Below are 26,508 nucleotides of genomic sequence, written 5' to 3'. Positions count from 1 at the left end.
GTGAAACCACTGATTGGTCGCATTCCCGTCCTGGACGTACGCCCGTCGGTCGACGGCGGCAGACGCCCCGCGAAGGCGGTGAGCGGTGAGACCTTCCAGGTCACCGCGACCGTCTTCCGTGAGGGCCACGACGCCGTCGCGGCCGACGTCGTCCTTGTGGACCCGGCCGGCCGACCCGGCCCCCGGACCCCCATGCGCGAACTGGCTCCCGGCACGGACCGCTGGGGCGCCGAGGTCACCCCCACCGAGGAGGGCCGTTGGAGCTTCACCGTCGAGGCATGGAGCGATCCGGTCACCACCTGGCGGCGCGCCGCCCGCGTCAAGATCCCCGCGGACATCGAACCGGAGCTGGTGCTCACCGAGGGAGCCGAGCTGTACGAACGGGCCGCGGCGGGCGTCCCCAAGAACGACGGGCGGGAGGCCGTGCTGGCCGCCGCCGACCGGCTGCGCGACACCTCGCTGACCGCCGCGGACCGGCTGGCGGCCGCGTTCGCCCCCGACGCCGACGCGGCGCTCGCCCGGCACCCGCTGCGCGAGCTGGTGACCGCCTCGCGCCCCGCTCCCCTGCTGGTCGAGCGCCGGCGCGCGCTGTACGGCTCCTGGTACGAGCTGTTCCCGCGCTCCGAGGGCGCCGTGGTCAGGCAGGGCGAACCGCCGGTCAGCGGCACGTTCCGGACGGCGGCCAAGCGGCTGCCCGCCGTGGCCGCCATGGGTTTCGACGTCGTGTATCTGCCACCGATCCACCCCATCGGCACCACCCATCGCAAAGGCCCCAACAACTCGCTGACACCGGGTCCGCACGACGTCGGCGTGCCCTGGGCGATCGGTTCGACCGACGGCGGCCACGACGCGATCCACCCGGACCTCGGCACCATCGAGGACTTCGACCACTTCGTGGCGACGGCGCGCACCCTGCGCATGGAGGTCGCCCTCGACTTCGCGCTCCAGTGCTCACCCGACCACCCCTGGGTCACCCGGCGTCCCGACTGGTTCCATCATCGGGCCGACGGCTCCATCGCGTACGCGGAGAATCCCCCGAAGAAATACCAGGACATCTATCCGATCGCTTTCGATCGCGATATGCGCGGAATCGTTCGCGAGACGACAAGAATTCTTCGTTACTGGATGTCCCACGGGGTACGGATCTTCCGCGTCGACAATCCGCACACCAAGCCGGTGGTCTTCTGGGAGAAGGTCATCGCGCACATCAACCGAACCGATCCCGATGTCGTCTTCCTGGCCGAGGCATTCACCCGGCCGGCCATGATGCACACGCTCGGCGCGATCGGCTTCCAGCAGTCGTACACGTACTTCACCTGGCGGAACACCAAACACGAACTGACCGAGTACCTGACGGAACTGGCCGGCGAGTCGGCGGCCTGCGTGCGGCCGAACTTCTTCGTGAACACGCCGGACATCCTGCACGCCTATCTCCAGGAAGGAGGGCGCCCCGCATTCGAGGTGAGGGCCGTACTGGCCGCCACGATGTCACCGGCGTGGGGAGTGTACGCGGGATACGAACTCTGCGAGAACGTACCCGCGAAAGCCGGGAGCGAGGAGTACGTTGACTCCGAGAAATACCAGCTGCGCCCCCGGGACTGGGCGGCGGCCGAGCGTGAAGGCCGCTCGATCGCCCCGTTGATCACCACGCTCAACCGGATCAGACGACGGCACCCCGCCCTGCAGCAGCTGCGCGACATCCATTTCCACCACGCCGACAACGACGCGGTCATCGCGTACAGCAAACGGTCGGGCACGGACATCGTTCTGGCGGTCGTGAACCTCGACCCCCACCACACCCAGGAGACGACGCTCTCGTTGGACATGCAACGGCTCGGCCTCGGACCGGACGAGACCGTCACGGTGCGCGATGAGCTCACCGGCGAGACCTATCACTGGGGCAGTGCCAACTATGTGCGCCTCGAGCCGGGTGTCACGCCCGCGCACATCCTGGTGCTGCGACCGTCCCCGCCGATCGGAGGGTCACCCACATCATGATCGTCAATGAGCCCGTCCACGACACGTTCGAGGACACCCCGGCCAAGGACCGCGATCCCGACTGGTTCAAGCGGGCCGTCTTCTACGAGGTCCTGGTGCGCTCGTTCCAGGACAGCAACGGAGACGGCGTCGGCGACCTCAAGGGTCTGACGGCCAAGCTCGACTACCTCCAGTGGCTGGGGGTCGACTGCCTCTGGCTCCCCCCGTTCTTCAAGTCGCCCCTGCGCGACGGCGGTTACGACGTGTCCGACTACACGGCGGTGCTGCCCGAGTTCGGGGACCTCGCCGACTTCGTCGAGTTCGTCGACGCCGCGCACCAGCGCGGTATGCGCGTCATCATCGACTTCGTCATGAACCACACGAGCGACCAGCACGAGTGGTTCCAGGCGTCCCGCGAGGACCCCGACGGACCGTACGGCGACTACTACGTCTGGGCCGACGACGACAAGCAGTACCAGGACGCGCGCGTCATCTTCGTCGACACGGAGAGCTCGAACTGGACCTTCGACCCGGTCCGCAAGCAGTACTTCTGGCACCGCTTCTTCTCCCACCAGCCGGACCTCAACTACGAGAACCCGGCGGTGCAGGAGGAGATCGTCTCCGCGCTCCGCTTCTGGCTGGACCTCGGCATCGACGGCTTCCGGCTGGACGCCGTGCCGTACCTGTACCAGCAGGAGAACACCAACTGCGAGAACCTGCCCGCCACCCACGAGTTCCTCAAGCGGGTACGCAAGGAGATCGACGCCAACTACCCCGACACGGTGATCCTCGCCGAGGCCAACCAGTGGCCGGAGGACGTGGTCGACTACTTCGGCGACTACGCCTCGGGCGGCGACGAGTGCCACATGGCGTTCCACTTCCCCGTCATGCCGCGCATCTTCATGGCGGTGCGGCGCGAGTCCCGCTACCCGGTCTCGGAGATCCTGGCCAAGACCCCGGCCATCCCCACGGGCTGCCAATGGGGCATCTTCCTGCGCAACCACGACGAGTTGACGCTGGAGATGGTCACGGACGAAGAGCGCGACTACATGTACGCGGAGTACGCCAAGGACCCGCGCATGCGCGCCAACATCGGCATCCGGCGCCGGCTCGCCCCGCTGCTGGACAACGACCGCAACCAGATCGAGCTGTTCACCGCCCTGCTGCTGTCGCTGCCCGGCTCCCCGATCCTGTACTACGGGGACGAGATCGGGATGGGCGACAACATCTGGCTGGGCGACCGGGACGCCGTGCGCACGCCCATGCAGTGGACGCCGGACCGGAACGCGGGCTTCTCCTCCAGCGACCCCGGCCGGCTCTACCTGCCGACCATCATGGACCCGGTCTACGGCTACCAGGTCACCAACGTGGAAGCGGCGATGGCCTCGCCGTCCTCGCTGCTGCACTGGACCCGGCGGATGATCGAGATCCGCAAACAGAACCCGGCCTTCGGACTCGGCTCGTACACCGAACTGCCCTCGTCCAACCCGGCCGTGCTCGCCTTCCTGCGCGAGGCGCCCTCCCCGCAGGGCGACGGTGACGACGTGGTGCTGTGCGTGCACAACTTCTCGCGCTTCGCGCAGCCGACGGAGCTGGACCTGCGGGAGTTCAGCGGACGCCATCCGGTGGAGCTGATCGGCGGCGTGCGCTTCCCGGCCATCGGGGAGTGGCCGTATCTGCTGACGCTCGCGGGACACGGCTTCTACTGGTTCCGGCTCAGGAGAGACATGACCCCTCTCGGATGACGGGCGTTACACGGAGTTGACCTGTGGGCCCTGTTCGAGGCGTTTTCCATGCCTCGAACGGGGCACTCTCCCCGACATCGGTTCGATTCACACGGATCTGCTCGATCACCCGCGCACTCATTCGTACGAAAAAGATCCGTACGGATCATCCTCACCCGACACGTCCCGCACAGCCGGACAGCCATTGCCGCAATCCGGGACACTCTGCGCATCCTGTGGTGTGCCCGGGGAAAGGACGCGAGGCCATGTCGAAGGCTGCATCCACCCGGATCACGCCGCGTCCCGTCACCGCCTCACCCGCCGTACCCGCCTCCCTCCCGCCCCACGACGCGAGGGTGCTGGTCGGCTCGATCGCCCCGTTACTGCGTGACTGGCTGCCCGGCCGGCGCTGGTTCGCGGGCAAGGGCCGCCCCGTCACCGGATTCGCCCCGGTGGCGGTCACCGAGCTGCTGCCGTCGGACACGGGCGGTCCGGGGCTGCTGCATCTGCTCGTGCGCGTCGAACAGCGCGGGCCCGCCGGGCCGCCGCCCGCCGTCCCGCCCCCGATCCCCTCCTCCACCCCCGCCCCCGATCCCGCGGGCGACTGCTACCAACTCCTGTTGGGCGTGCGCAAGGCGCTCCCGCCCCGGCTCGCGCCCGCGCTGATCGGACACGTCACCCAGGGCCCGCTGACCGGCCGCACGCTGTACGAGGCGCTGTACGACCCACGCCTCGCGGACCTCCTGCTGGAACGATTGCGCACACCCGGCACACTGGGTCCGCTGCGCTTCGAGGGCTCGGGCACCGTGTCCGCGGGACTCCCCGGCCGACCGCTGGGCGCCGAGCAGTCCAACTCCTCGCTGGTGTACGGGGAGGAGTACATCCTCAAGATCCTCCGCCGGGTCCTCCCCGGCCCGCACCCGGACCTGGAGCTGCCGCTGGCGCTGGCCGCCGAGGGCTGCGGGCGGGTACCGGCCCCGGTCGGCTGGTTCGAGGCGGCCGCCCCCTCGGGCAGCGGGGACACCCTCACGCTCGGGGTCCTCCAGCCGTTCCTGCGCGGGTCCCAGGACGGCTGGCGACTGGCCCTGGCGGCGCTGGCGCTGGGCCGGGAGTTCACCGACGAGGCGTACGCGCTGGGGCGGGCCACCGCCGAGGTGCACACCGCGCTCGCCACCGCCCTGCCCACCGTCACCCTGGGCCGCCGGCAGACCGCGCAACTGGCGGGCGGCATGGCCGAGCGCCTGGACGCGGTGGCCCGCGCGGTGCCCGCGCTCAAACCGTACGTCCCCGGGCTGCGCACCGCGTTCACCGCGGTCGCCGGGCTCGACGAGGCGGGCCGCGGCAGGCCGGCCCAGCGCGTGCACGGCGATCTGCACCTCGGCCAGGCCCTGCGCACCCCGGACGGCGAGTGGTCGGTCATCGACTTCGAGGGCGAACCGGCCAGACCGCTCGCCGAGCGACGGCGCCCGCAGCCGCCGGTCCGCGATGTGGCGGGCATGCTCCGGTCGTTCGACTACGCGGCGCGTTCGCACCAGCCGTGGCGCCCGGAGTGGGCGGCGCGCTGCCGGGCGGCGTACTGCGAGGGGTACGCGGCGGCCTCGGGCACCGATCCGCGCGCCGAACCGGAGCTGCTGCGGGCCTACGAGACGGACAAGGCGGTGTACGAGGTGCTGTACGAGGCGCGGCACCGGCCCGACTGGCTGCCGGTGCCGATGGCGGCGATCAGCCGGCTGGCCGGTGGTGCCTGATCCGGTGTCCGGGAGTCGCGGCGGCGGCCACGGTGGTCGTGCACACGACGGACGTCGGGGCCCACCGCGGTCGCGTACGCGGGCGGTCCGCCCGGCGTGTGCTCCGGCGCGACGCGACCGTGCCGCTCCCCCACCGTCGGAGGGACGGATCACCACGGTTGGCCGGTCGGACCGCCACCGTCGGGCGGTACGTGCGTTACGCCCTGGGGCCCGTCCCGGAGCGACGGGCCCCGGTGGCGGAACCCGGGGACCGGCGGCCGGGTTCCGTCCGCCGCAACCGTCCCGCCGTGCCCCCGGCGGACGGGCACGACCGGGACGTACGCCGGGCCCACGCCCGGCCCGTAACCGGCCCCGCCCGTCAGCCCGACCGCACCGCCCCCGCCCCCCGTACCGTCCGGCCCTCACCGGCCCCGCTCCGACCGCCCCGCAGTGAAGCCCGCCGAGGAGGCAGCACCCCGTGACCGCCCGCCCGCCGTCCGACCAGCCGTCGGACCGCCCGTCCGAGCCCGGCACACCCCGTGACTCCGTCCCGGGACCGATGCCCGCACCGGCCGCCGAGAGCAAGCCCGCGGCCAAGCCGCCGAAGCCGCCGAAGAAGACCACGCCGAAAACCATGCCGAAGAGCGCCACGAAGAGCGCGTCCAGGGCGTCGAAGAAGGCTCCCAACACCCCCGACAAGGCCCCGGCCCGGGCCCGCTCGAAGAGCACGAAGGCGTCCGCGCCCGCGCCCGTCCGCGCCGCCTCGGGCACGGGCCCGGCCACCGCCGCCTCCGCTACGACCGCCGCGACCGGCACGAGAGCGGCCTCCGGCACGCCCGGGCCCCGCAAGGCACCGGCACCGGTCGCCGCACCGGCACCCGCGGCGGCGACGCCGGCACCGGCGTCCGCCTCCGCTTCGGCCGGCCGCCCCGTACGAGCGGTACGAGCGGCGGCCCCGCTGGCCGACGGCGACCGGCGGCGCCTGCTGTCCGGAGCACACCACGACCCGCACGCGCTGCTGGGGGCGCGCCCCGTGCCGGGCGGTGTGCTCGTCCGGACGCTGCGGCCGTACGCGCGGGCCGTGACCGTCGTCGTCCGGCAGCCGCACACGCGGGCCCTGCTCAACGACGAGGGGGACGGCTTCTTCTCCGGGGTCCTGCCGTTGCGCGACGTGCCGGACTACACCCTCCTCGTCCGCTACGGCGACGACGACGCGCCCGCCGGGGAACGGGACGAGCTGGAGGTGCACGACCCCTACCGCTTCCTGCCCGCACTCGGCGAGCTGGACCTGCACCTGATCGGGGAGGGCCGGCACGAGGAGCTGTGGAAGGCGCTCGGCGCCCGGCCGATGGCCCACCAGGGCGTCACGGGCACCCGGTTCACGGTGTGGGCGCCCAACGCGCTGGGCGTGCGGATCGCCGGGGACTTCACGTACTGGGACAGCACCGCCCTGCCGATGCGCTCGCTGGGTTCGACCGGGGTGTGGGAGCTGTTCGTCCCGGGGGTCGGTGAGGGCGCGCTCTACAAGTACGACATCACCCGTCCCGACGGCAGCCACACGCTGCGCGCCGACCCGATGGCCCGGCACACGGAGGTGCCGCCCGCGACCGCGTCCGTCGTCACGGAGTCCCACCACGTCTGGCACGACGACGAGTGGATGGCCGGGCGGACCCGGCGGCCCGCGCACGAGGCGCCGTTCTCCGTGTACGAGGTCCACCTCGGGTCCTGGCGGCCCGGCCTGACCTACCGCCAGCTCGCCGCCCAGCTTCCCGCGTACGTCAAGGACCTGGGCTTCACCCATGTGGAGCTGATGCCGGTCGCGGAGCACCCGTTCGGCGGCTCATGGGGATACCAGGTCACCGGCTTCTACGCGCCGACCTCCCGGATGGGCACCCCGGACGACTTCCGGTACCTGGTGGACGCGCTGCACCGGGCGGGCATCGGCGTGCTGGTCGACTGGGTCCCCGCGCACTTCCCGAAGGACGAGTGGGCGCTGGCGCGGTTCGACGGGCCGCCGCTGTACGAGCACAGCGACCCCCGGCGGGCGGAGCACCCGGACTGGGGCACGCTGGAGTTCGACTACGGCCGCCCCGAGGTGCGCAACTTCCTGGTGGCCAACGCCGTGTACTGGTGCGAGGAGTTCCATGTGGACGGGCTCCGGGTGGACGCGGTCGCCTCGATGCTCTACCTGGACTACTCGCGCCAGGAGGGCCAGTGGGTGCCCAACGAGCGCGGCGGCCGGGAGAACCTGGACGCCGTGGCCTTCCTCCAGGAGATGAACGCGACCGTCTACCGCCGCTGCCCCGGTGTGGTCACCATCGCGGAGGAGTCCACCGCCTGGAACGGGGTCACCCGCGCCACCCACCACGTGGGCCCCGACGGCTTCGGCGGCCTCGGCTTCGGGCTCAAGTGGAACATGGGCTGGATGCACGACTCTCTGGAGTACGTCTCCAAGGAGCCGGTGCACCGCAAGTACCACCACGGCGAGATGACCTTCTCCATGGTCTACGCCTACAGCGAGAACTACGTCCTGCCCATCTCGCACGACGAGGTCGTGCACGGCAAGCGCTCGCTCGTCTCCAAGATGCCCGGCGACTGGTGGCAGCAGCGCGCCAACGAGCGGGCCTATCTGGGCTTCATGTGGGCCCACCCCGGCAAGCAACTGCTCTTCATGGGGCAGGAGTTCGCCCAGGGGGCGGAGTGGTCCGAGGGGCACGGCCCCGACTGGTGGCTGCTGGACCCGTCGTACGAGGCCGAGGCCGACCACCGGGGCGTGCGCGACCTGGTCCGCGACCTGAACGCGGCCTACGCGGCCACGCCCGCGCTGTGGCAGCGGGACACCGCGCCGGAGGGCTTCGCGTGGGTGGCCGGCGACGCGAGCGAGGACAACGTCTTCGCGTTCCTGCGCTACGACGCCGAGGGCGCGCCCCTGCTGGCGGTCTCGCACTTCTCGCCGGTGGTGCGCCACCAGTACCGGCTCGGGGTGCCGGAGGAGTTCGCGGCGTGGGCGGAGGTCCTCAACACGGACGCGGCGCGGTACGGCGGCGGCGACGTGCTCAACGACGAGGCGCTGAAGCCGGAGTCGGTGGGCGCGCACGGCCGGCCGGCGAGCATCCGGCTGACGCTGCCGCCGCTGGCGACGGTGTGGCTGCGGCCGGTGTCCTGACGGCGCCGGCCCGTCGGCGCCGGCGCCGGCCCGCCGGCGACCCCCCGCGTCCGCACTGACGTACCATCAGTCCGCACTTGGGCCCCGTCGGTTCCGCTCGCCGACGGGCCCAGGTGCGGAATCGGCCCCCGCTCCTCCCCGCGAGCGGAATGTCCCGAAAGCGGAATTTCCGTCGACCGGTGCGCCGGGGCGGGGCGGCGTTCTCACACACGGTCTACGGCGCCAGGGACGCCGGCCGGGGCGGCACGTCGCGGTCCCGGACGATCCCCAGCCGCTGGGTGGCCCGGGTCAGTGCCACGTACAGGTCGTTGATCCCGCGGGGCGAGCCGTCCAGGATGCCTTCCGGGTCCACGACCACGACGGTGTCGAACTCCAGGCCCTTCGCCTGCCGCGCGTCCAGCAGGACGACCCGCCGGGTGAGGTCGGGCGTGCGGCCCCAGGAGGCGTCGGGCAGTTCGGCCGCCAGCGCGGGCAGCAGGCCCTCCGGCGCGATCACCGCGAGCCGGCCCTCGCGCCCCTCGGCCGCCTGTTCCTTCACCTGATCAGAGGTCAGCTCCGCTGCCGCGTGGACGAGTTCGGACCGGGGGACGGCGCGGACCACCGGGTGCGCGCCGGTCGAGCGCACGGACCGGGGCGGCTCGAAGCCCGGCTCGGCCAGTCGCCGCACCTCGGCCGCGACCGCCATGATCTCGGCGGGCGTACGGTAGTTGACGCCCAGCTTGGTCAGCTCCCAGCGCTCCCCCGCGTACGGCCGGAGGATCTCCTCCCAGGTGTCGCAGCCGGCCGCGTCGCCGGTCTGCGCCGGGTCCCCGACGAGGGTCATGGACCGGCTCGGCGAGCGGCGCATCAGCAGCCGCCAGGCCATCGCGGACAACTCCTGTGCCTCGTCCACGACGATATGGCCGAAGGCCCAGGTGCGGTCGGCGGCGGCGCGTTCGGCGGCGCTGCGGGTGTCGATCTCCTCGTGCCGGTCCGCGAACCGCTCGGCGTCGATGATGTCGTGCGCGGCCAGGACCTCCGAGTCCTCGTCCTCCCTGTCCTCGAACTCCTGGGTGCGGGAGCCGTAGGACAGCTCCAGCACGCCCTGGGCGTACTCGATCCGCTCCTGCCGCTCCCGGGCGGCCGCGGCCCGGGCGGCACTGTCGTCCTCGCCGAGCAGTTCGGCCGCCTCGTCCAGCAGCGGCACGTCGGCGGGGGTCCAGTCGACCCTGGCGTCCGCCCCGGTGCGGGGCGCGGGACGGCGTACGGCGGCGGCGTCCTCCGGGTCCAGCCGGGCCGGGTCCTCGAGGAAGCCGGCCACGAGTTCCTGTGCGGTCAGGCTCGGCCACAGCGCGTCGATCGCGGCCTGCACCTCGGGGCTGCCCGCGATCTCCTTGCCGAGCTGGGCGATGTCCGTGGGGTCGAGGAGATTGGGCCCGCCGAGCGGGTCGGCGCCGATCCGGTCCGCGAGCTGCTCGGTGAGGGCGTCGATGATCCGGAAGGCGAAGGCGGGGCGGGCGAGGTTGTGCGGCAGTCCGGTGTCCCGGGCGCGCCGCCGGGCCTCCTCGGCCGTGGCGCGGTCGAGCACGAGCGTGCCGTGGTCCTCGTGCGCGATCTCCAGGACGGGATCGGGCAGGGTCTGCCGGTCGGCCAGTTCCCCGGCCAGCACCCGCGCCATCTCGGCGCGGCCCTTGATCTCGGCGGCGCGCGGGGTGTCCGTACCGGTGGCCCGTACGCCGGGGAACAGCTCGCCCACCGTCGCCAGCAGCACCCCGGTCTCGCCGAGCGAGGGCAGCACCTCGCCGATGTAGCCGAGGAAGGCGGGGTTCGGCCCGACGATCAGCACGGCGCGGCGGGCGAGTTGCTCGCGGTGCGCGTAGAGCAGGTAGGCCGCCCGGTGCAGCGCGACGGCGGTCTTGCCGGTGCCGGGGCCGCCCTCCACGACCAGGACGCCGCGGTACGGGGCCCGGATGACGCGGTCCTGTTCCGCCTGGATGGTCTGCACGATGTCGCTCATCCGGCCCGTACGCGCGGAGTTCAGGGCGGAGAGCAGCACCGCGTCGCCGTCGGGGTCCTCGAAGCCGGTGCGGGTGGTGTCGGCGAGATCCATGATCTCGTCGTGCAGCGCGGTGACCTCGCGCCCCCGGGTGGTGATGTGGCGACGCCTGCGCAGCCCCATCGGGGTGTAGCCGGTGGCGAGGTAGAAGGGGCGTGCCACGGGGGCCCGCCAGTCGATCAGCAGCGGGGTGCGCTCCTGGTCGTCGCGGCGCATTCCGAGGCGCCCGATGTGGTGGCTGACGCCGTCCGCGGACACGATCCGGCCGAAACAGAGCCCGGATTCCACGGCGTTGAGCGTGGCCAGCCGTCCGGAGTGCTCGGCGACGCTGATGTCCCGCTCGACGCGTGCCTGCCGCACGGTACTGACCTGGCCGGCCGACACCTCGACCGCGGCCTCGGCCTGCTCGCGGAGTGCGTCGAGGCGCTCGTAGAGGACCGAGACGAATTGCTGTTCGTGTCGCAATTCCCGCGCTTCCCGCAATTCCTCGTTTGACAATTCAGCCCCTGTTCGATACGCTGCTCAGAGCGATTTGGTCCTGGTTTCACGCGAAAGGCGTGCGGCAACCATCCAATATACGCAGGGAAGAACCCCGGCCGTCAATTCGGACCGGGGTTGTTTTGTGTGATCGGCGCCGCGTGAAACCGTGCACCCGGGCGGGCCGTGGGCGCGCGAGGGTCCCCTCTGCGGCACGGCGCCATTGACGGGCGGCACCGGCCCCCGCTACAAGACGTACTGACGCGCTCTGAGAGCGCTCTCAGAGACGTGGGGCCTCGGACACGAGACCTCTCGTCCCCTCGGCACCATCCGCACCGCACCGGAGGTGTTTCCTTGAGATCGACCCCCACCTGGCCCGTCCGGCCGTCCCGCCGTACCGCGCGCACACCGGTCCTCGCCACCCTGCTCGCCCTGACCGTGGCCCTGGCCGGCTTCGTCGGCGTGACGGGCGCGGGAACCGCGCGCGGCGCCGTACCGCCGGCTCCCGGCTGGACCCTGCAATGGAGCGACGACTTCAACGGCGCGGACCGCACCCCGCCCTCCGCCGCCAACTGGATCACGGACACCGGCCACAGCTACCCCGGCGGTCCCGCGAACTGGGGCACCGGCGAGGTCCAGAGCTACACCGCCAACCCCGACAACCTGAGCCTCGACGGCAACGGGAATCTCCGTATCACCCCGCTCAGGGACGGCGCGGGCAATTGGACCTCGGGCCGGATCGAGACGCAGCGCTCGAACTTCAAGCCCCCGGCCGGCGGCACCCTGCGCATCGAGAGCCGTATCCAGATGCCGAATGTGACGGGGAACGCCGCGCTCGGCTACTGGCCCGCTTTCTGGGCGCTCGGCTCACCGTACCGGGGCAATTACTGGAACTGGCCCGGCATCGGTGAATTCGACATCATGGAGAATGTCAACGGCATCAATTCCGTATGGGGCGTCCTGCACTGCGGGGTGAGCCCGGGCGGCCCCTGCAACGAGTCCACCGGCCTCGGCGCCAGCCGCGCCTGCCCGGGGGCGAGCTGCCAGTCCGCGTTCCACACCTACCGCTTCGAGTGGGACCGCGCGGCCACCCCGAACGAGCTGCGCTGGTACGTGGACGACCAGCTCTTCCACACCGTACGGCAGAACCAGATGGACGCCGCGAGCTGGGCGAACATGACGGACCACGCCGGCTACTTCATCATCCTCAACGTGGCGGTCGGCGGTGCCTTCCCCAACGCGCTGGGCGGCCAGACCCCGACGGCCGAGACCGTGCCCGGCCGTCCGATGCTGGTCGACTACGTGGCCGTGTGGTCGCGCGGCGGCACGTCCGAGCCCCCGCCGACCGACCCGCCGCCGTCCGGGTCCTCGCAGCTGTACGCGCGCGCCGGAGGCGGCCTGGGCGACTCCACCGGCTCGGCGTCGACGGCCTCCCTGGCCTCGGCGGGCGGCGGGAACTACGACGGTACGGCGCACAACCCGCAGGTCTTCACCTCGGGCCCGATCACCCGGAAGTACAACGGCGGCGCGACGCAGTTCGACCTCTTCGTGGACGCGGGCAGGACCGTGGGCAACGGACAGCAGGTCCGGGTGAGTTACGACCGTACGGGCGACGGCACGTGGGACCGCACGGAGACGTACCGGTACTTCGCCACCGACCCCGAACCCGGATACGAGCACTACACGCAGGCGAGCGGGCAGGCGTCGGCCACCGGGTCGCAGGGTGACCTGGTGAACGGCAAGGTGCGGGTGGAGGTGTGGAACGCGATCGGCAACGGCGCGAGCACACTGGGCATCGGCAACCAGTCGGTGGTGCGCATCCCGTTCGGCTGACGGCCGGACCGACGGGCCGGTCCGGCCGGTACGGGACGTCTCCGCCCGTACTGGCCGTACCGGCCCTCGCCCGGTGCGGCGGCTCGGGCCCGCCGCCGTCGGGAGCGCCGGTCAGCGGCACGCGGCGACGTCGTCCGCCGTGCCGGGACTGGCCGCCGCCCGCACCTGGGTGAAGTTCGCCAGGAACGCGTCGTACACGGACGGTGTGGTCACGCGCAGCATCGCCTCGTCGTTGTCGCGCAGTGCGGGCCCGCTCCAGTTGTGGCTGCCGGTGAACACGAGCTTCGACCGCTCCCCCGCGTACATGCCGTCGATCATCATGTTCTTGGAGTGGACGATCCGGTTGGGCGTGTCCTTGTCCGCGTCGTGGTCGTGCTGGTAGCAGCGGACGGTCAGGCGGCTCTGCCCGTGCAGGGCGTTCCAGGTCCCGCTGTCGGTCTCGCTGTAGACGAGATCGACCGCGCACCCCTCGGCCGCCTTGGCGCGCAGCGCGTCGGCCACGCCCTGCCGGGTGACCTTGAGCATGGCGGCGCGGATCACCGTACGGTGCGAGCCGGCCGAGTCCGTCCACGTACAGCCCACGTTGTCCAGCGTGTTCACGACCGTGTCGCTGGCGTCCGTCGTACCGGCGCGCGGGAAGAAGTAGACCTTGTAGTCGCCGGCGTTGGCGTACGTGTACGACCAGTTGGCCCGGTCCTGCCTGCCGAGCTTGACGAAGTAGTCGCTGTACGCGGAGTGGAGCGCGGCGTTCCCGGCGACGACGACGGCGCTGTTCCAGTAGCGCGCGTAGTTGGACGGGGTGAGGTTGGAGGACGTCTGGAGGACGACCTGCCGGGCCGCGCCGCCGCCGACGCTGCTGAAGAGCAGGAACTTGTTGTGGTTGATGCCGCCGCCCGCCGAACCGAGACAGGACCGTCCGGCGGCGCACAGCCTCACGTACGACGACGCCGAGATGTCGGTGCCGAGCGCGGCCTTGAGGGTGTTGTACGAGACGGCCGGGTTCGCGACGTCGGCGCTGACCGTCGACTCGTCCAGGACCACCTGCACCTTGACGGAGCGGTCCCGGTGCGCGGCCACGAGGTCCTGGGCGACCGTGTTGTCCCACAGGTGGTACAGCCCCATGCGGATGGTGGACCCTTCGTCGGCGGCGGCGATCAGATCGCGGACCCGGTCACGGATCGCGTTCTGCCGGGCCGCGTCCGCCGAGGTCGGATCGTTGAAGACGGTCCCCATCGGCGGTACATCAGCGGCCGAGGCCCGGGCCACCGGGCCGGTGGCCCCGAGCCCGACGGCGGCAAGCACCAGAGCCGATCCCAAAGCGGTCATACGAGCACGTACGCGCGAGAACACCGCGTCTCCCCCCAGAGCGTCGATTGAGCTGTGAACATGCCCTTTTCCGCCCGTGACCCTACCGCCCCGGGAGTGCCGGGGGCAGGGGGCCGGGGCGGCGCTCTCTACAGGCGACGCGACGGGGCACAGGACCACGGCCTCCACCATTGAACTGAACGTTCCCCAATCCTATTTACATTGCCGCCACCATTTTTTAATTCGAGCGTGAACGTCCGCCAAGCGACAACGCCCTGACATGAAGGCGCCATTGAGTACCCGCACGGGTGAGAACACCCGATCTCTCTGGATTTCGCACCACTCGACCCGGGATAAAGGAGAAGAACATTTTCCCCGCCCAGAAGAGAGAGGGAACAATGTACGAACTGCGGAACAAGGCCAGGGCATTCGCCGTCGTCACGGCATTCGCGGTCGCGAGCGGCGGAGTCGTGGCGGCCACCTCGGCCACGGCCGAACCGGCCTCCGACGCCCCCCGTACCGTCTCGGCGCCACAGCCGGACGAGCACACGGCAGCGGTCAGGGCCCAGATCAAGAAGGGGCCGAACGCGATCGTCCGCAAGACCCCCACCCGCGACGGCGAGCAGTGGGGAATCATCTTCGACCAGGAGTTCGTCAACCTGGACTGCCATGTGATCCGGGACAAGATCAAGTGGTTCCGTATCTCCGGTCAGGGGCCGGACAGGTACATTCGCGCCTCGCTCGTCAAGGACGACCCGGTAACTCCGCGGTGCTAGTGCCCCTCCCGGCAACGTTTGCCCCGTCGCGGCACTAGTGACGACAATCCGGCGACGCGGGAAGGATCCGGGCTCGATTGCTCCCATCGGGCCTGCCTGAACGGCGGCGTCGTCGGCGCGACCGCGCGTCGGCGGCGCCGTTTCCGGTGGCGGGTTTCGCGCGTCCGCACCATGAGGTCATGGGGTGATGGCGGCGCCCGCCACCGGCCCGATCACCGGCCGGGCCGCCGCCCCGCGCCCGCACCGGATCGAGGCGGCCGCGGCTTGACCGATGATGTCCGACCCGTATGACAGTCTCCCTTGCCGTAACCGCCGAGCAGCGCGAGCAGCGCGAGCAAGAGGAGCCGTTCCCATGCGCATCCTGATCACCGAGTTCATCAGCCTGGACGGTGCCGTGCAGGCACCCGGCGGGCCCGACGAGGACACCGACGGCGGATTCGCGCACGGTGGCTGGTCTCACGCCTTCTTCGAACCGGAGGTGGTGGGCGGCGCGTTCGACGGCGCGCTCGCCGACGCCGAGGCGTTGCTGTTCGGGCGCCGCACCTGGCAGACGATGGCCGCCGCCTGGCCGGAGCGGGCCGGTGACCCGTTCGCCGACCGGATGAACGCGATCCCGAAGTACGTGGTGTCCACCACCCTCGGCGACGACGAGCTGACGTGGAACAACACCACGCGCGTCCCCGGCGCCGAAGCCGTCGCCCGTATCCGGGAACTGCGCGGGACCCAAGGCGGCGACCTGGTGGTCATGGGCAGTCCCACGCTCGTCCGCACCCTCCTGCGCGAGGGTCTGGTGGACGAGCTCCGGCTCGTGGTCATGCCGGTGCTGCTCGGCGGCGGCAAGACGATCTGGCCCGACGACGCCACGCTGCGCACGCTGGAGCTGGTCTCCACGACCACCAGTGACACGGGCGCGAACGTGTGCATCTACCGGCCGGCGGCCGCCGGGTAGCAGCCGCCCCGCGGGCACCGGCCGGACGGAGCCGGCCGGGCCCGTGGGAACGCCCGCCGCCACTCGGCCGCTCAGGAGGCGGCGGCGTTGCGCCATACGGTGAGGTCCACGCTGACGAACCGGCTCGGTGACTCCTTCGGCGCGAACTCGCGCACGGTGACCAGGCCGTAGTGCCCCGAGCCGGTTTTCACGCAGATCCGGGACCCCTTGCTGAGGGTTTCCCGCGGGATGGCCGTGGTGTACCGGGTGTTGGCGCGGCAGCCGGCCAGGGAACCCGGCTCACCGGAGTCCAGCAGCGCCATGGTGTTGTCGGACCTGTTGGTGGCGACCGTCTCATCCTCGAAGAGGTCGATCGAGTACCCGAAGTCCCCTTCGTAGTTCACGTCAACGTCCTCCGGGCGCGGCGGCTCGTCCGCGAAGGTCACCGAGTAGCCCTCGGGAATGCTGAGGTTCTTGTACACGGCCCCCTTCGGATCCGCCGGAGCCTTGGGCTTTCCGCCGGAGTCACCAGCGTCCGAAGCCGCTCCCGAAGCCTCCCCGGAAGCCGTCCCGCCGGGCTGCGACGCGCCGCCCCGCCCACTGTCCTTCGCGCTCTCCGAGCCGTTGTCGGCACCGTACTGCCCGGCTGCGTAGGCGCCGCCGCCGATGAGCGCGCCGACGGCCACCGCCGCGACGATCAGCCCGGCACGGTTCCGCTTGCGGGAGGGCTGGGGCGGCACCGTCCCCGGGTACCCCGGGAAGGCACCGGGCGCCGGATACCCGGCGGCCGACGGGTAGGTGTGACCGCCCGCCACAGCGGGACGCGCGGACTGCGGATGTGCTGGCCGGGGAGCTACCGGCTGCGCGGGTACGGGCTGGGTCGGCGGATGAACCGCCGGTGGGCGGGGGGTGTTCGCCGGCCCGGCCGTCTGCGTCTGGGGATAAGCGGGCGGCGGGGTCGGGGCCGCCGCCCGCGTCGGCGGATGAACCGGCTGCGGCGGCGGGGTCGGGGCCGCGGCCTGGGTGAGGTCGGCGGCGTAGGAGGACGGCAGCCAGCCGTCCGGACGGCGCAGCGCCGGATCCTGGGACGCCCGGCCGCACCATTCGATGATCCTGGCGGGGGACGGCCGCAGCGTCACGTCCTTGCTGAGGCACCCGGTGACGATCTCGCGCAGTTCGTCCGGCAGCCGGGACAGGTCCGGGTCCTCGTGCACGATCCGGTAGAGCACCCCGTGCGAGGGCCCGTCGCCGAAGGCGGCGGCGCCCGTCGCGGCGAAGACCGCGATCTGGCCGAGCGCGAACACATCGGTCGCCTCGGTGCAGTTCGCGCCCGTCGCCTGCTCGGGCGACATGAAGGACGGGGTACCGATACTGGCGCCCGTACCGGTGAGCGCGGTGGTGTCGGCGGCCCGTGCGATACCGAAGTCGATGACGCGCGGGCCGTCGGCCGCGAGCAGCACGTTGGAGGGCTTGAGGTCACGGTGGACGATGCCCGCGCCATGGATGACCTGCAACGCCTCGGCGATCCCGGCCACGAGCAGGAGAACGCTCGCCACCGGCATCGCGCCGTGCGCCTCGACCGCCGCGTGCAGGGAGGGCCCCGGTACGTAGGCGGTGGCCAGCCAGGGGTGCGGGCCCTCGGTGTCGCTGTCGATCACGGGCGCGGTGTAGAGGCCCTGCACGCGCTGGGCGGCCCGCACCTCCCGCTGGAACCGGCGGCGGAATTCCGCGTCCTCGGCGAACTCCGGGCGGATCACCTTGATCGCCACCGGGCGCCCGCCGGGCGTGTAGGAGAGATACACCTTCCCCATGCCACCGGCGCCGAGCCGGGCACTGAGCACGTACCCGGCCACGGTACGGGGATCGTCCTCGCCCAGTGGCTGGAACACCTCCGAATCCCCGGCCGAGGCGCCCCCTCCGTCGGCGCGCAGCGGTTCCCGCTGATGTTCCGTCATGGTCTCCCCCGAGTTTTTCTTTATTCGCCGCTTAGGTCGCTGAGCCTACCGAAGCTCGGTGCGGGCACGGCCATGGCGTCGGCGAGGTGCGCGGCGGCGCGGCTTTCGACACGTACGGCCCGGAGCCGGAGAACTCGCGCGAATCACGCGCCGTCGTCCGGAACTGCTCCGGCCCGGTACCGCGTCTCCGCTGTCACACGCCAACCGCAGGGGGAAGCATGACACGTTGGAAGCGGACAGCCACAAGCATCACCGCGCTCGCCGCGATCGGCACGGCGGGCATCGCCGCCGCCGCGCCCGCCGCCTTCGCCGCCGGGCCCGCGAGGTCCTGGGGCCCGTTCACCGACTCCGCGGCCGTCAAGAAGGCATACAGCCTGTGCCAGGACTTCGGAGCGAACGGCGTCAAGGCGAAGAAGTGGCGCAGTTACACCTGCGAGGTCGAAGCGGGCAAGGTCGGCGACTACGTCAGCCTGTACGTCAAGGTCTGAGCGCGGACAGCCCGTCGGAACGTCGCGGCGGCGCCCGGCCGGGTGTCGCCGCCCGTGCCTTTGGTGTGGTGTGTTGCGTCAGGGGGCTGATCGGACACACGCGTGTCCGTCCGGTCCCGCTCCGGCCGGAACCAGCACGATGCCGAGTCGTGCCGGTGCGGCTCGCGCCGACTCTGCCTCAATTCGCCCATATGGGTGACGATCCGGTGCGGGGCCACCAGGCGGCCATATGGTTCGACCACGTCATCTCCGACGAGTCGTAGCCATTCGCGCACGGACCGGCATATACGGGAATCGAGGGCGGTACGTATGCCCGGGTACCTGTCCCCTCAGCATCTGCCCCTCGTCGACGTGCGCGCTCACCCGCCCGCCCTGGAGTACGCGATGACCGAAGTCACCGAAACACCCGCCCCGACCTGTCCGTTCGATTTCAGCGAGGGGCTGGACTTCGATCCGGTGCTCGCCGACCTCGCCCAGCGCCCCATCACTCGCATCCGGCTGCCCTACGGAACGGCCGACGCCTGGCTGGTCACCGGGTTCGAGGGGGTCCGGCAGGTGACGACCGACCACCGGCTCAGCCGGGCCGGGATCATGGGACACGACTATCCGCGGCTGACGCCGGAGCCGATCGTCTCCCCCGAGTCGGTCAACGTGATGGACCCGCCGCGCAGCGCCCGGCTGCGCCGACTGGCCTCGCAGGCGTTCACCAAGCGGCATGTGGACCGGATGCGGCCCGCCATCGAGTCCATCGCGGACTCGCTCCTCGACGAGATGGCCGAGCGGGGCGCACCGGCCGACCTCGTGCACCACCTGTCGGACCGGCTGCCCCAGCACACGATCTGCGAACTGCTCGGCATCCCGGCCCAGGACCGGCCCCTGATGCAGGATTACGCGCACCGCCTGCTGGCCACGGCCCCCGAGGCACGCAAGGCCGCGGCGGGCGCCAAGGCGAGTCTGCGGGAGTACTTCGGCGAGCTGGTGCTCGAGCGCCGGCGCGCCCCGGGTGAGGACCTGCTCAGCGCGCTGGCCGCCGCCAAGGACGGGGACGACGTCTTCGACGACCAGGAGCTGGCCGTCATGGCGCTCACGCTCATGCTGAGCGGGCACGACACGGCGACCTGCGAGATCAGCAACATCTCGTACCTGCTGCTGACCCGCCCCGAGCTGATGGCCCGGCTGCGGGAGAGGCCCGAGACGCTGACACAGGTCCTGGACGAGCTGCTGCGTTACATCCCCTTCCGCAAGGGGGTGGGGATCCCGCGGGTGGCCCTGGAGGACCTGGAGCTGCTGGGCGCGCGGATCAAGGCCGGCGACTTCGTGCACGTCTCGTACCTGACGGCCAACCGAGACCCGGAGCGGTACGCCGACCCGGACGTGATCGACGTGGACCGGCCGCCGAGCCCGCACATGACGTTCGGCTGGGGCGGACACCGCTGCATCGCCGCCCCCCTCGCCATGGCGGAGCTGGAGACGACCATCGGACGGCTGGTGGCCCGCTTCCCCGCGCTGCGGCTCGCGGTGCCCGCCGAGGAGGTGCGCTGGGACACGGAGACGATCCGGCGCTTCCCGCACGAGCTGCCGGTCGCCTGGTAGGACGCCGGCCGGGAGCCGGCAGGCAGCCGGCCGGGGGCGGGGCCGGGGGCTCGTACGGGTGATCGGCCCGATGGTCCCGCCGGACAGCGGGCCGACTACGATCTGGGCAGGTCCGGCACCGCGGTCCGGCAGGCGATTCCGGAGATCCCGCGGGGCGGGGCCGCCGAGCACCCGGCGTCGAAGGGAACGAACCACATGTCACGGCCCATCACCGTCGTCACGGGCGGCAGCCGGGGTATCGGCGCCGCGACCTGCCGCCGGCTGGCGGCGGACGGGCACGACATCGTTCTCGCCCACATCGCGAACAGCGCGGCGGCGGAGGAGACGGCGACGGCCGTACGGGCGGCGGGGGCGCGTTGTGTCACGGTGCGGGCGGACACCTCCGACGAGGCGGACGTGGAACGGCTCTTCGCCACCGCCGCGGCCGAACTCGGGCCGGTGACGGGGCTGGTGAACAACGCGGGCGTGACCGGCCCGCTCGGCGGGCTCGCGGAGGCCACCACGGAGAACCTGCGCCGGGTCGTGGAGGTGAACCTGCTGGGCTATCTGTTCTGCTGCCGCCGGGCCGCCCGGGACATGACGGCGCTCGGCATGGGCGCGATCGTCAACGTCTCCTCGGCCGCCGCGACGCTGGGCAGCCCCGGGGAGTACGTCCACTACGCGGCGACCAAGGCGGCGACGGACGCGCTGACGGTCGGTCTGGCGAAGGAACTCGGCCCGGCGGGCGTCCGGGTCAACGGGGTGGCTCCCGGCGTCATCGACACCGGGATTCACGCCGCGATGGGTGACCCGGACCGTCCCGCACGGGTCGCGTCCCGCATCCCGCTCGGCCGGGCGGGCGAACCGACCGAGATCGCCGGGGCCGTGGCCTGGCTGCTCTCGCCGGACGCCTCGTACACCACGGGTACGGTCATGCGGGTCTCCGGCGGACTCTAGTGCCCCTCCCGGCAACGTTTGCCCCGTCGCGGCACTAGGGCGTGTTTCGAAAGTAGCGCCGTCCGCCCGTAGGGCGGGCTCGCGGCGTCTGGTGCGTGCGATCGCGAGGCGGAGGATCGGCGTCGTCGATGGACCGGACGTACTTGGACGACTCCGACAACGCAGCGAGCGTGCGTGCCAGGCGTCGCGAGCCAGGCGGGACTTTCGAAACGCGCCCTAGTGCCGGGAGGGGCACTAGAAGGCCGGCACACCGGGCGCGGGAGCCGGTCCGTCGCCCGACGGTGCCGTCAGGCGCCCCGCATCAACAGCGAGCGGAGGATGAGCGAGAGACCGTAGTCGAAACGCTCGTCGAACGTTCCGCTCTCGAAGTGGCCCACCACCCGGTTCAGCGCGGGATAGCTCACCGGCCCCACCGCCCCGCCCAGCCGGTGGCCGCCCGCCTCCGGCGCGGCCTGCTCCTCCTGGACCAGGCCCAGGACGAAGTAGATGACGGTGAAGCAGGCCCACGCCGCCTCCCGCTCGGAGAGTCCGCCGTCGAGCAGCGCCCGTACGACCTCCTCGGCCGCGCCCAGCGTGGCGGGCTCGGCGACGTACGTACCGGCCACGACCGCCGCACCGTCGCGGTGGGCCAGCAGGGCACGCCGGTAGCGGTGGGCGAGTTCGCGCACCCGCGCCTCGCACGGCTCGGGCAGGTCGTCCAGCGAGACGCCTGCCACGATCGCGTCCGCCATCAGGTCCAGCAGGCGTGCCTTCGACTTGGCGTGCCAGAGCACCGTGTTCATCCGCACACCGAGACGCTCGGCGATGGCGCGCATCGAGACCGCGTCCATCCCCTTCTCGTCGAGCAGCTCCAGCGCCGCCCGCACCACGGTGGCGGTGTCGAGCCGCGCCTTGGCCGAGGCGCCCGAGGAGGCGGTCGACTGCCTTTTGGTCACTGACCTAGTCTACTGTCACAGCCATCATTGGTCACCGACCAAGAGAGGTCACGCATGCACCGGGCCCCGGCCGAACGGCTGTCGGGGCTCTCGGTCACGTATCCGCCCGCGCACGGGACGGCAGGGCGGGGGACGGCAGCGCGGGGGACGGCGGGGCCCGGGGCCGCGGCGGCGGTGGACGTCACGGCTGGACGGAGCGGACGACCGCGCGCAGGCCATCACGCGGACCGGCCCGCACGGAAGCGTCTCCGTGCGGGCCGGTCCTTGGCGGGGCCACGGGTGTGGGGAAAGCACCCGACCCCGCTCATTCGCGAAGGTTCATGCGGTTGTCCGGGACTGGTGTGTCCGGGACCCGGGGCCTCAGACCCCGGCCTTGTCCCTGCCCCTGCCCTTGTCCAGGTCGGCGCCGGCAGGCTCCACCGGGGCGGGGGCGTCGGCCTCGGCGGGCCCGCCGTGACCGTCGTCCACCAGGGTCTTCTCGTCGAACGGGATCTTCCCGGCCAGCACCTGCTCCGCCCGCTCCTTGTCGAACTCCTTCGTCCACGTGCCGATCAGGACCGTGGCGACCGCGTTGCCCGCGAAGTTCGTCATGGCGCGCGCCTCGCTCATGAAACGGTCGATGCCGACGATCAGGCCCACGCCGTCGACCAGCTCCGGCCGGTGCGACTGGAGGCCGCCGGCCAGCGTGGCCAGGCCGGCGCCGGTGACGCCCGCCGCACCCTTGGACGCGATGATCATGAACAGCAGGAGCGAGAGCTGCTCGCCGATGGAGAGCGGGTCGCCCATGGCCTCGGCGATGAAGAGGGAGGACATCGTCAGGTAGATGGCGGTGCCGTCCAGGTTGAACGAGTAGCCGGTCGGCACGGTGATACCGACGACGGGCTTGCTCACGCCGACGTGCTCCATCTTCGCGATCAGACGCGGCAGCGCCGACTCGGAGGAGGAGGTGGAGAGGATCAGCAGGAACTCGCGGCCCAGGTACTTCAGCAGCGAGAGGATGTTGATGCCCGAGACCACCCGGAGCAGCGCGCCCAGCACGAGGAAGACGAAGAGGGCACAGGTGACGTAGAAGCCGATCATGATCATGGCCAGCGACTTCAGCGCGTCGAGGCCCGTCTCGCCGACGACCGCCGCGATGGCGCCGAAGGCACCCACCGGCGCGGCCCACATGATCATGGCGAGGATCCGGAAGACCAGCCGCTGGATGTGCCCGATGCCGCGCAGGATGGGCTCGCCCGACGAGCCCATGGCCTGGATGGCGAAGCCCGCGAGCAGCGCGATCAGCAGCGTCTGGAGGACGGAGCCCTCGGTGAAGGCCGAGACCATCGTCGTCGGGATGATGCCGAGCAGGAAGTCCGCGGTGGACTCGCTCGCGCCGCCCGCCTGGGCGGCGCCCGCACTCCGGGCGGCCTCCGTGATGTGCAGGCCGGAGCCCGGCTCCAGGATGTTGCCGACGACCAGGCCGATGGCGAGCGCCACGGTCGACATGATCATGAAGTAGCCGAGGGCGAGCCCGCCCACGGCGCCGACCTTCGCGGCCTTCCTGACCGATCCGACGCCCAGCACGATGGTGCAGAAGATGACCGGGGAGATCATCATCTTGATGAGGTCGACGAAGCCGGTACCGAGCGGCTTCAGCTCGACAGCCACACCGGGAGCCGTGAAGCCCACGAGAATGCCGAGCAGTACAGCGGCGATCACCGCGATGTACAGGTAGTGGGTACGGTCCCGTTTTGCAGCGGCCACGGGTCCTCCTTGACTCGTCCCTGGCGTGACCCCCGGTCCCTGTCCCGGATTCCCTGTCCCGAAGGGGGTCCCGAGGACTATCCACCACAGTTGTGACGCCGGTCACCCTTACGTTCATTTCGTTCATATGAATCCGGCCAGGCATTCTTGTTGCATGCACCTGCCCCGACCGCGCAGCCTCGCCGGTCAGCTGTTCGCCATGCAGGTCGTGCTCGTCGCGGCCGTGGTGGCCGGATGCGCTCTGTTCGCCTACCTCACGGGCCGCGACCAGGCGGAGGACTCGGCGCGCAAGGAGGTGCTCGCCGCGGCGCACTCGCTGGCCGATTCCCCCTCTGTACGGGAGGCCATCCGCGAGCCCGATCCGACCGCCCGCCTCCAGCCGTACGCGGAGCGGGTGCGGCACGACACCGGCATCGACTTCATCACGATCATGAACCCGAAGGGGATCCGCTGGACTCATCCCGACCCGGACGAGATCGGGATGCGCTTCCTGGGCCGTACGGAGCAGGCGCTGCGCGGCAAGACCTTCACCGAGACCTACACCGGCACGCTCGGCCCCTCCATACGGGCCGTGACACCGGTCAGGGACGGCGGCAGGATCACCGGCCTGGTCAGCGTCGGCATCACGGTGGACCGGGTGTCCTCGCAGGTGACGCGGCAGGTCAAGATGGTGTCGCTGATGGCGGGCGGGGCGCTCGTCCTCGGCGGCGCGGGTACGTACGTGATCAACGCGAGGCTGCGCCGGCACACCCACGGCATGAACGCGACCGAGCTGAGCCGGATGCACGACTACCACGAGGCCGCGCTGCACGCCGTCAGCGAGGGACTGCTGATGCTCGACGGCGGACGGAGAATCGCGCTGATGAACGACGGGGGCCGGGAGCTGCTGGGGCTGGACGAGTCCGCCGTGGGCCGCCCGGTCGCGGAGCTGGGCCTGCCCGCGTCGCTGACCGGCGCGCTGCTGGCCTCCGAGCCGCGTACGGACGAGGTGCACCTGACCGCCGACCGGGTCGTGGTGGTCAGTACGCGTCCGGTGGTGGGCGGCGAGCGGCACGGCACGGTGGTCACCCTGCGCGACCACACCGAGCTCCAGGCGCTCTCCGGCGAGCTGGACTCCGAGCGCGGTTTCACCCAGGCACTGCGTTCACAGGCGCACGAGGCGGCCAACCGCCTGCACACGGTCGTCTCGTTGATCGAACTGGGCCGGGTGGAGCAGGCGGTGGACTTCGCCACGGCGGAGCTGGAGCTGGCGCAGGCGCTCACGGACCGGGTGGTCGCGGCGGTCGGCGAACCCGTCCTCGCGGCGCTGCTGCTGGGCAAGGCGGCCCAGGCCAACGAGCGCGGGGTGGAGCTGGTGCTGACGGACGAGAGCCGGATCGACGACGGAGTGCTGCCGGCGTCGCTGCCGGACCGCGACCTGGTGACCATCCTCGGCAATCTGATCGACAACGCGGTGGACGCGGCGCAGGGCAGCGAGGGCGCGCGGGTCACGGTGACCGCGCTGGCCGACGACGGGGAGCTGCTGCTGGGCGTGCGGGACACGGGCGCGGGGGTGGAACCGGCCGCGATGGACGACGTCTTCCGGCGCGGCTGGTCGACGAGGGGACCCGGGCGCGGGCTGGGCCTGGCGCTCGTCCGGCAGGCCGTGCACAGGGCGCGGGGGACGGTGACGCTGGCGCGGGGCGCGGAGGGCGGTGCGGAGTTCACCGTACGGCTGCCGCTGGACGGCCGCCGGGGACCGGCGGCGACCGTTCCGTCCGGCGCGGCGACGCCCGCGACCGTGACAACCGCGGCCGCGGCCGCGGCCGGCATGACGGAAACAGGCGGCGCGCACGTGGACGGCACGGACGGGTCGGACGGCACGGACGGGTCGGACGGCGCGCAGGTGGACGGCGCGGGTACGGAGGTGCGGCCATGAGCATGGACGCGCAGGGTCCGTCGGGCTCGTCGGTACCGTCGAGCGGTGCGCAGGGTGCCGCCGGACCGTCGAGCGGTGCGCAGGGTGCCGCCGGACCGTCGAGCGGTGCGCAGGGTGCCGCCGGACCGTCGGGCGCGTCGAACGCGCCCGGCCGCCCCGGGCCCTCGGGGCCCTCCGGCAGCCCCATCAGGGTGCTGGTGGTCGAGGACGACCCGGTCGCGGCCGACGCCCATCAGCTGTACGTGGGCCGCGTACCCGGGTTCAGCGTCGAGGGCGTCGCCCACTCGCGCGTGGCGGCCGGCCGGCTGCTGGACCGTACCGACATCGACCTGATCCTGCTCGACCTCTACCTCCCCGACGGCCACGGCCTCCAGCTGCTGCGCAGCCTGCGCGCGGCGGGGCACCACGCGGACGTCATCGCCGTGACCTCGGCGCGGGACCTCACGGTCGTACGGGAGGGGGTCTCGCTGGGCGTGGTGCAGTACGTCCTCAAGCCCTTCACCTTCGCCACCCTGCGGGACCGGCTCACGCGGTACGCCGAATTCCGCGCGGCGGCCGGGGAGGCGAGCGGTCAGGAGGAAGTGGACCGGGCCCTGGGCGCCCTGCGCGCGCCGCAGCCGTCCTCGCTGCCCAAGGGCCTGAGCGCGCCGACGCTCGAGGCGGTGACCCGGACGCTGCGCTCGTCGGTCGAGGGACTGACGGCGGCCGAGGCGGGCGCCCTGGCGGGGATCTCACGGATCACGGCACGCCGGTATCTGGAGCACCTGGTCGCGAGCGGCCGGGCGGAGCGGAGTCCGCAGTACGGGCACGTGGGGCGGCCCGAGTTGCAGTACCGGTGGGTCTCGACGACGCGCTGAACCGAGGCGCTGAGCCGACGCGCGCGCCGACCGGATCCGCGCGGACCTGACTGACCTCCCCCGGCCCGGACGGCGCGGTATACGCACGGGTGCGTGCCGCGTGCACCCGTGCGGCGCACGGCGGGACCGGTG

At 71.9% G+C, this 26,508-nt stretch carries 17 protein-coding genes; 12 read left to right on the top strand and 5 right to left on the bottom strand.

Going from position 1 to position 26,508, the window contains the following annotated elements; genetic code table 11:
* The first annotated feature begins 9 nt into the window (after positions 1 to 9).
* From ACU6P3_RS24370 to glgB, 4 genes are all read left to right on the top strand, one after another.
* Positions 10 to 1,998: an alpha-1,4-glucan--maltose-1-phosphate maltosyltransferase gene (locus tag ACU6P3_RS24370; protein WP_447198054.1), complete on the top strand. Its 1,989-nt coding sequence runs from the start codon at positions 10 to 12 to the stop codon at positions 1,996 to 1,998.
* Positions 1,995 to 3,722 carry a maltose alpha-D-glucosyltransferase gene (gene treS, locus ACU6P3_RS24365; protein WP_447194110.1) on the top strand — a complete coding sequence of 576 codons (1,728 nt, stop codon included), beginning with the start codon at positions 1,995 to 1,997 and terminating at the stop codon, positions 3,720 to 3,722. The genes ACU6P3_RS24370 and treS overlap by 4 nt, the downstream gene beginning before the upstream one ends.
* A 245-nt stretch (positions 3,723 to 3,967) precedes the next feature.
* Positions 3,968 to 5,449 (top strand): maltokinase N-terminal cap-like domain-containing protein, encoded by a 1,482-nt coding sequence (locus tag ACU6P3_RS24360; RefSeq protein WP_447194109.1) that lies wholly within the window; start codon positions 3,968 to 3,970, stop codon positions 5,447 to 5,449.
* Positions 5,450 to 6,062: 613 nt separating this feature from the next.
* Entirely contained in the window at positions 6,063 to 8,594 is a 2,532-nt protein-coding gene (glgB, locus tag ACU6P3_RS24355) for a 1,4-alpha-glucan branching enzyme (RefSeq protein WP_447198053.1), read from the top strand.
* A 214-nt stretch (positions 8,595 to 8,808) separates the two neighbouring features.
* Here glgB and ACU6P3_RS24350 read toward each other — a convergent pair whose 3' ends face one another.
* Positions 8,809 to 11,094: a HelD family protein gene (locus ACU6P3_RS24350; protein WP_447194108.1), complete on the bottom strand. Its 2,286-nt coding sequence runs from the start codon at positions 11,092 to 11,094 to the stop codon at positions 8,809 to 8,811.
* A gap of 366 nt (positions 11,095 to 11,460) precedes the next feature.
* Between ACU6P3_RS24350 and ACU6P3_RS24345 the strand changes: the two genes are divergently transcribed.
* Positions 11,461 to 12,939 carry a glycoside hydrolase family 16 protein gene (locus ACU6P3_RS24345; protein WP_447194107.1) on the top strand — a complete coding sequence of 493 codons (1,479 nt, stop codon included), beginning with the start codon at positions 11,461 to 11,463 and terminating at the stop codon, positions 12,937 to 12,939.
* Positions 12,940 to 13,050: 111 nt separating this feature from the next.
* On the opposite strand, the gene ACU6P3_RS24340 is transcribed toward ACU6P3_RS24345, so the two are convergent.
* A complete protein-coding gene (locus ACU6P3_RS24340) occupies positions 13,051 to 14,265 on the bottom strand; it encodes a phospholipase D-like domain-containing protein (protein ID WP_447194106.1) in 1,215 nt (404 codons plus the stop codon).
* Between the two features lie 377 nt (positions 14,266 to 14,642).
* On the opposite strand from ACU6P3_RS24340, the gene ACU6P3_RS24335 reads away from it, so the two are divergent.
* Together ACU6P3_RS24335 and ACU6P3_RS24330 are read left to right on the top strand one after the other, a co-directional pair.
* Complete coding sequence (locus ACU6P3_RS24335) at positions 14,643 to 15,020, top strand: hypothetical protein (protein WP_344268668.1); 378 nt, start codon at positions 14,643 to 14,645, stop codon at positions 15,018 to 15,020.
* A gap of 352 nt (positions 15,021 to 15,372) precedes the next feature.
* Positions 15,373 to 15,969: a dihydrofolate reductase family protein gene (locus ACU6P3_RS24330; RefSeq protein WP_447194105.1), complete on the top strand. Its 597-nt coding sequence runs from the start codon at positions 15,373 to 15,375 to the stop codon at positions 15,967 to 15,969.
* Between the two features lie 71 nt (positions 15,970 to 16,040).
* Here ACU6P3_RS24330 and ACU6P3_RS24325 read toward each other — a convergent pair whose 3' ends face one another.
* Complete coding sequence (locus tag ACU6P3_RS24325; protein WP_447194104.1) at positions 16,041 to 17,903, bottom strand: serine/threonine-protein kinase; 1,863 nt, start codon at positions 17,901 to 17,903, stop codon at positions 16,041 to 16,043.
* Positions 17,904 to 18,121: 218 nt separating this feature from the next.
* Here ACU6P3_RS24325 and ACU6P3_RS24320 point away from each other — a divergent pair, with 218 nt between their 5' ends.
* The 3 genes from ACU6P3_RS24320 (at position 18,122) to ACU6P3_RS24310 (ending at position 20,920) form a co-directional block, all read left to right on the top strand.
* Positions 18,122 to 18,391 (top strand): hypothetical protein, encoded by a 270-nt coding sequence (locus ACU6P3_RS24320; protein ID WP_447194103.1) that lies wholly within the window; start codon positions 18,122 to 18,124, stop codon positions 18,389 to 18,391.
* Positions 18,392 to 18,775: 384 nt separating this feature from the next.
* A complete protein-coding gene (locus tag ACU6P3_RS24315) occupies positions 18,776 to 19,984 on the top strand; it encodes a cytochrome P450 (protein WP_447198052.1) in 1,209 nt (402 codons plus the stop codon).
* Between the two features lie 195 nt (positions 19,985 to 20,179).
* Complete coding sequence (locus ACU6P3_RS24310) at positions 20,180 to 20,920, top strand: SDR family NAD(P)-dependent oxidoreductase (RefSeq protein ID WP_447194102.1); 741 nt, start codon at positions 20,180 to 20,182, stop codon at positions 20,918 to 20,920.
* Between the two features lie 287 nt (positions 20,921 to 21,207).
* Here ACU6P3_RS24310 and ACU6P3_RS24305 read toward each other — a convergent pair whose 3' ends face one another.
* Both ACU6P3_RS24305 and ACU6P3_RS24300 read right to left on the bottom strand, forming a co-directional pair.
* Positions 21,208 to 21,855 (bottom strand): TetR/AcrR family transcriptional regulator C-terminal domain-containing protein, encoded by a 648-nt coding sequence (locus ACU6P3_RS24305; RefSeq protein ID WP_447194101.1) that lies wholly within the window; start codon positions 21,853 to 21,855, stop codon positions 21,208 to 21,210.
* A 360-nt stretch (positions 21,856 to 22,215) separates the two neighbouring features.
* Positions 22,216 to 23,601: a cation:dicarboxylate symporter family transporter gene (locus ACU6P3_RS24300; protein WP_447194100.1), complete on the bottom strand. Its 1,386-nt coding sequence runs from the start codon at positions 23,599 to 23,601 to the stop codon at positions 22,216 to 22,218.
* Between the two features lie 154 nt (positions 23,602 to 23,755).
* On the opposite strand from ACU6P3_RS24300, the gene ACU6P3_RS24295 reads away from it, so the two are divergent.
* Complete coding sequence (locus ACU6P3_RS24295; RefSeq protein ID WP_447194099.1) at positions 23,756 to 25,519, top strand: sensor histidine kinase; 1,764 nt, start codon at positions 23,756 to 23,758, stop codon at positions 25,517 to 25,519.
* A 185-nt stretch (positions 25,520 to 25,704) separates the two neighbouring features.
* Positions 25,705 to 26,376, top strand: coding sequence for a response regulator (locus tag ACU6P3_RS24290; RefSeq protein ID WP_447198051.1), 672 nt, complete (start codon positions 25,705 to 25,707; stop codon positions 26,374 to 26,376).
* Positions 26,377 to 26,508: the final 132 nt, after the last annotated feature.

It is taken from the genome of Streptomyces hebeiensis, from assembly GCF_052983195.1.
This window is presented reverse-complemented; position numbering and strand designations above follow the sequence as displayed.

Coding starts and splice junctions, on each gene's coding strand:
- treS (WP_447194110.1), top strand. CDS start 1,995: ATGATCGTCAATGAGCCCGTCCACGACACGTTCGAGGACACCCCGGCC.
- ACU6P3_RS24360 (WP_447194109.1), top strand. CDS start 3,968: ATGTCGAAGGCTGCATCCACCCGGATCACGCCGCGTCCCGTCACCGCC.
- glgB (WP_447198053.1), top strand. CDS start 6,063: ATGCCGAAGAGCGCCACGAAGAGCGCGTCCAGGGCGTCGAAGAAGGCT.
- ACU6P3_RS24340 (WP_447194106.1), bottom strand. CDS start 14,265: ATGACCGCTTTGGGATCGGCTCTGGTGCTTGCCGCCGTCGGGCTCGGG.
- ACU6P3_RS24335 (WP_344268668.1), top strand. CDS start 14,643: ATGTACGAACTGCGGAACAAGGCCAGGGCATTCGCCGTCGTCACGGCA.
- ACU6P3_RS24330 (WP_447194105.1), top strand. CDS start 15,373: ATGCGCATCCTGATCACCGAGTTCATCAGCCTGGACGGTGCCGTGCAG.
- ACU6P3_RS24325 (WP_447194104.1), bottom strand. CDS start 17,903: ATGACGGAACATCAGCGGGAACCGCTGCGCGCCGACGGAGGGGGCGCC.
- ACU6P3_RS24320 (WP_447194103.1), top strand. CDS start 18,122: ATGACACGTTGGAAGCGGACAGCCACAAGCATCACCGCGCTCGCCGCG.
- ACU6P3_RS24315 (WP_447198052.1), top strand. CDS start 18,776: ATGACCGAAGTCACCGAAACACCCGCCCCGACCTGTCCGTTCGATTTC.
- ACU6P3_RS24310 (WP_447194102.1), top strand. CDS start 20,180: ATGTCACGGCCCATCACCGTCGTCACGGGCGGCAGCCGGGGTATCGGC.
- ACU6P3_RS24295 (WP_447194099.1), top strand. CDS start 23,756: ATGCACCTGCCCCGACCGCGCAGCCTCGCCGGTCAGCTGTTCGCCATG.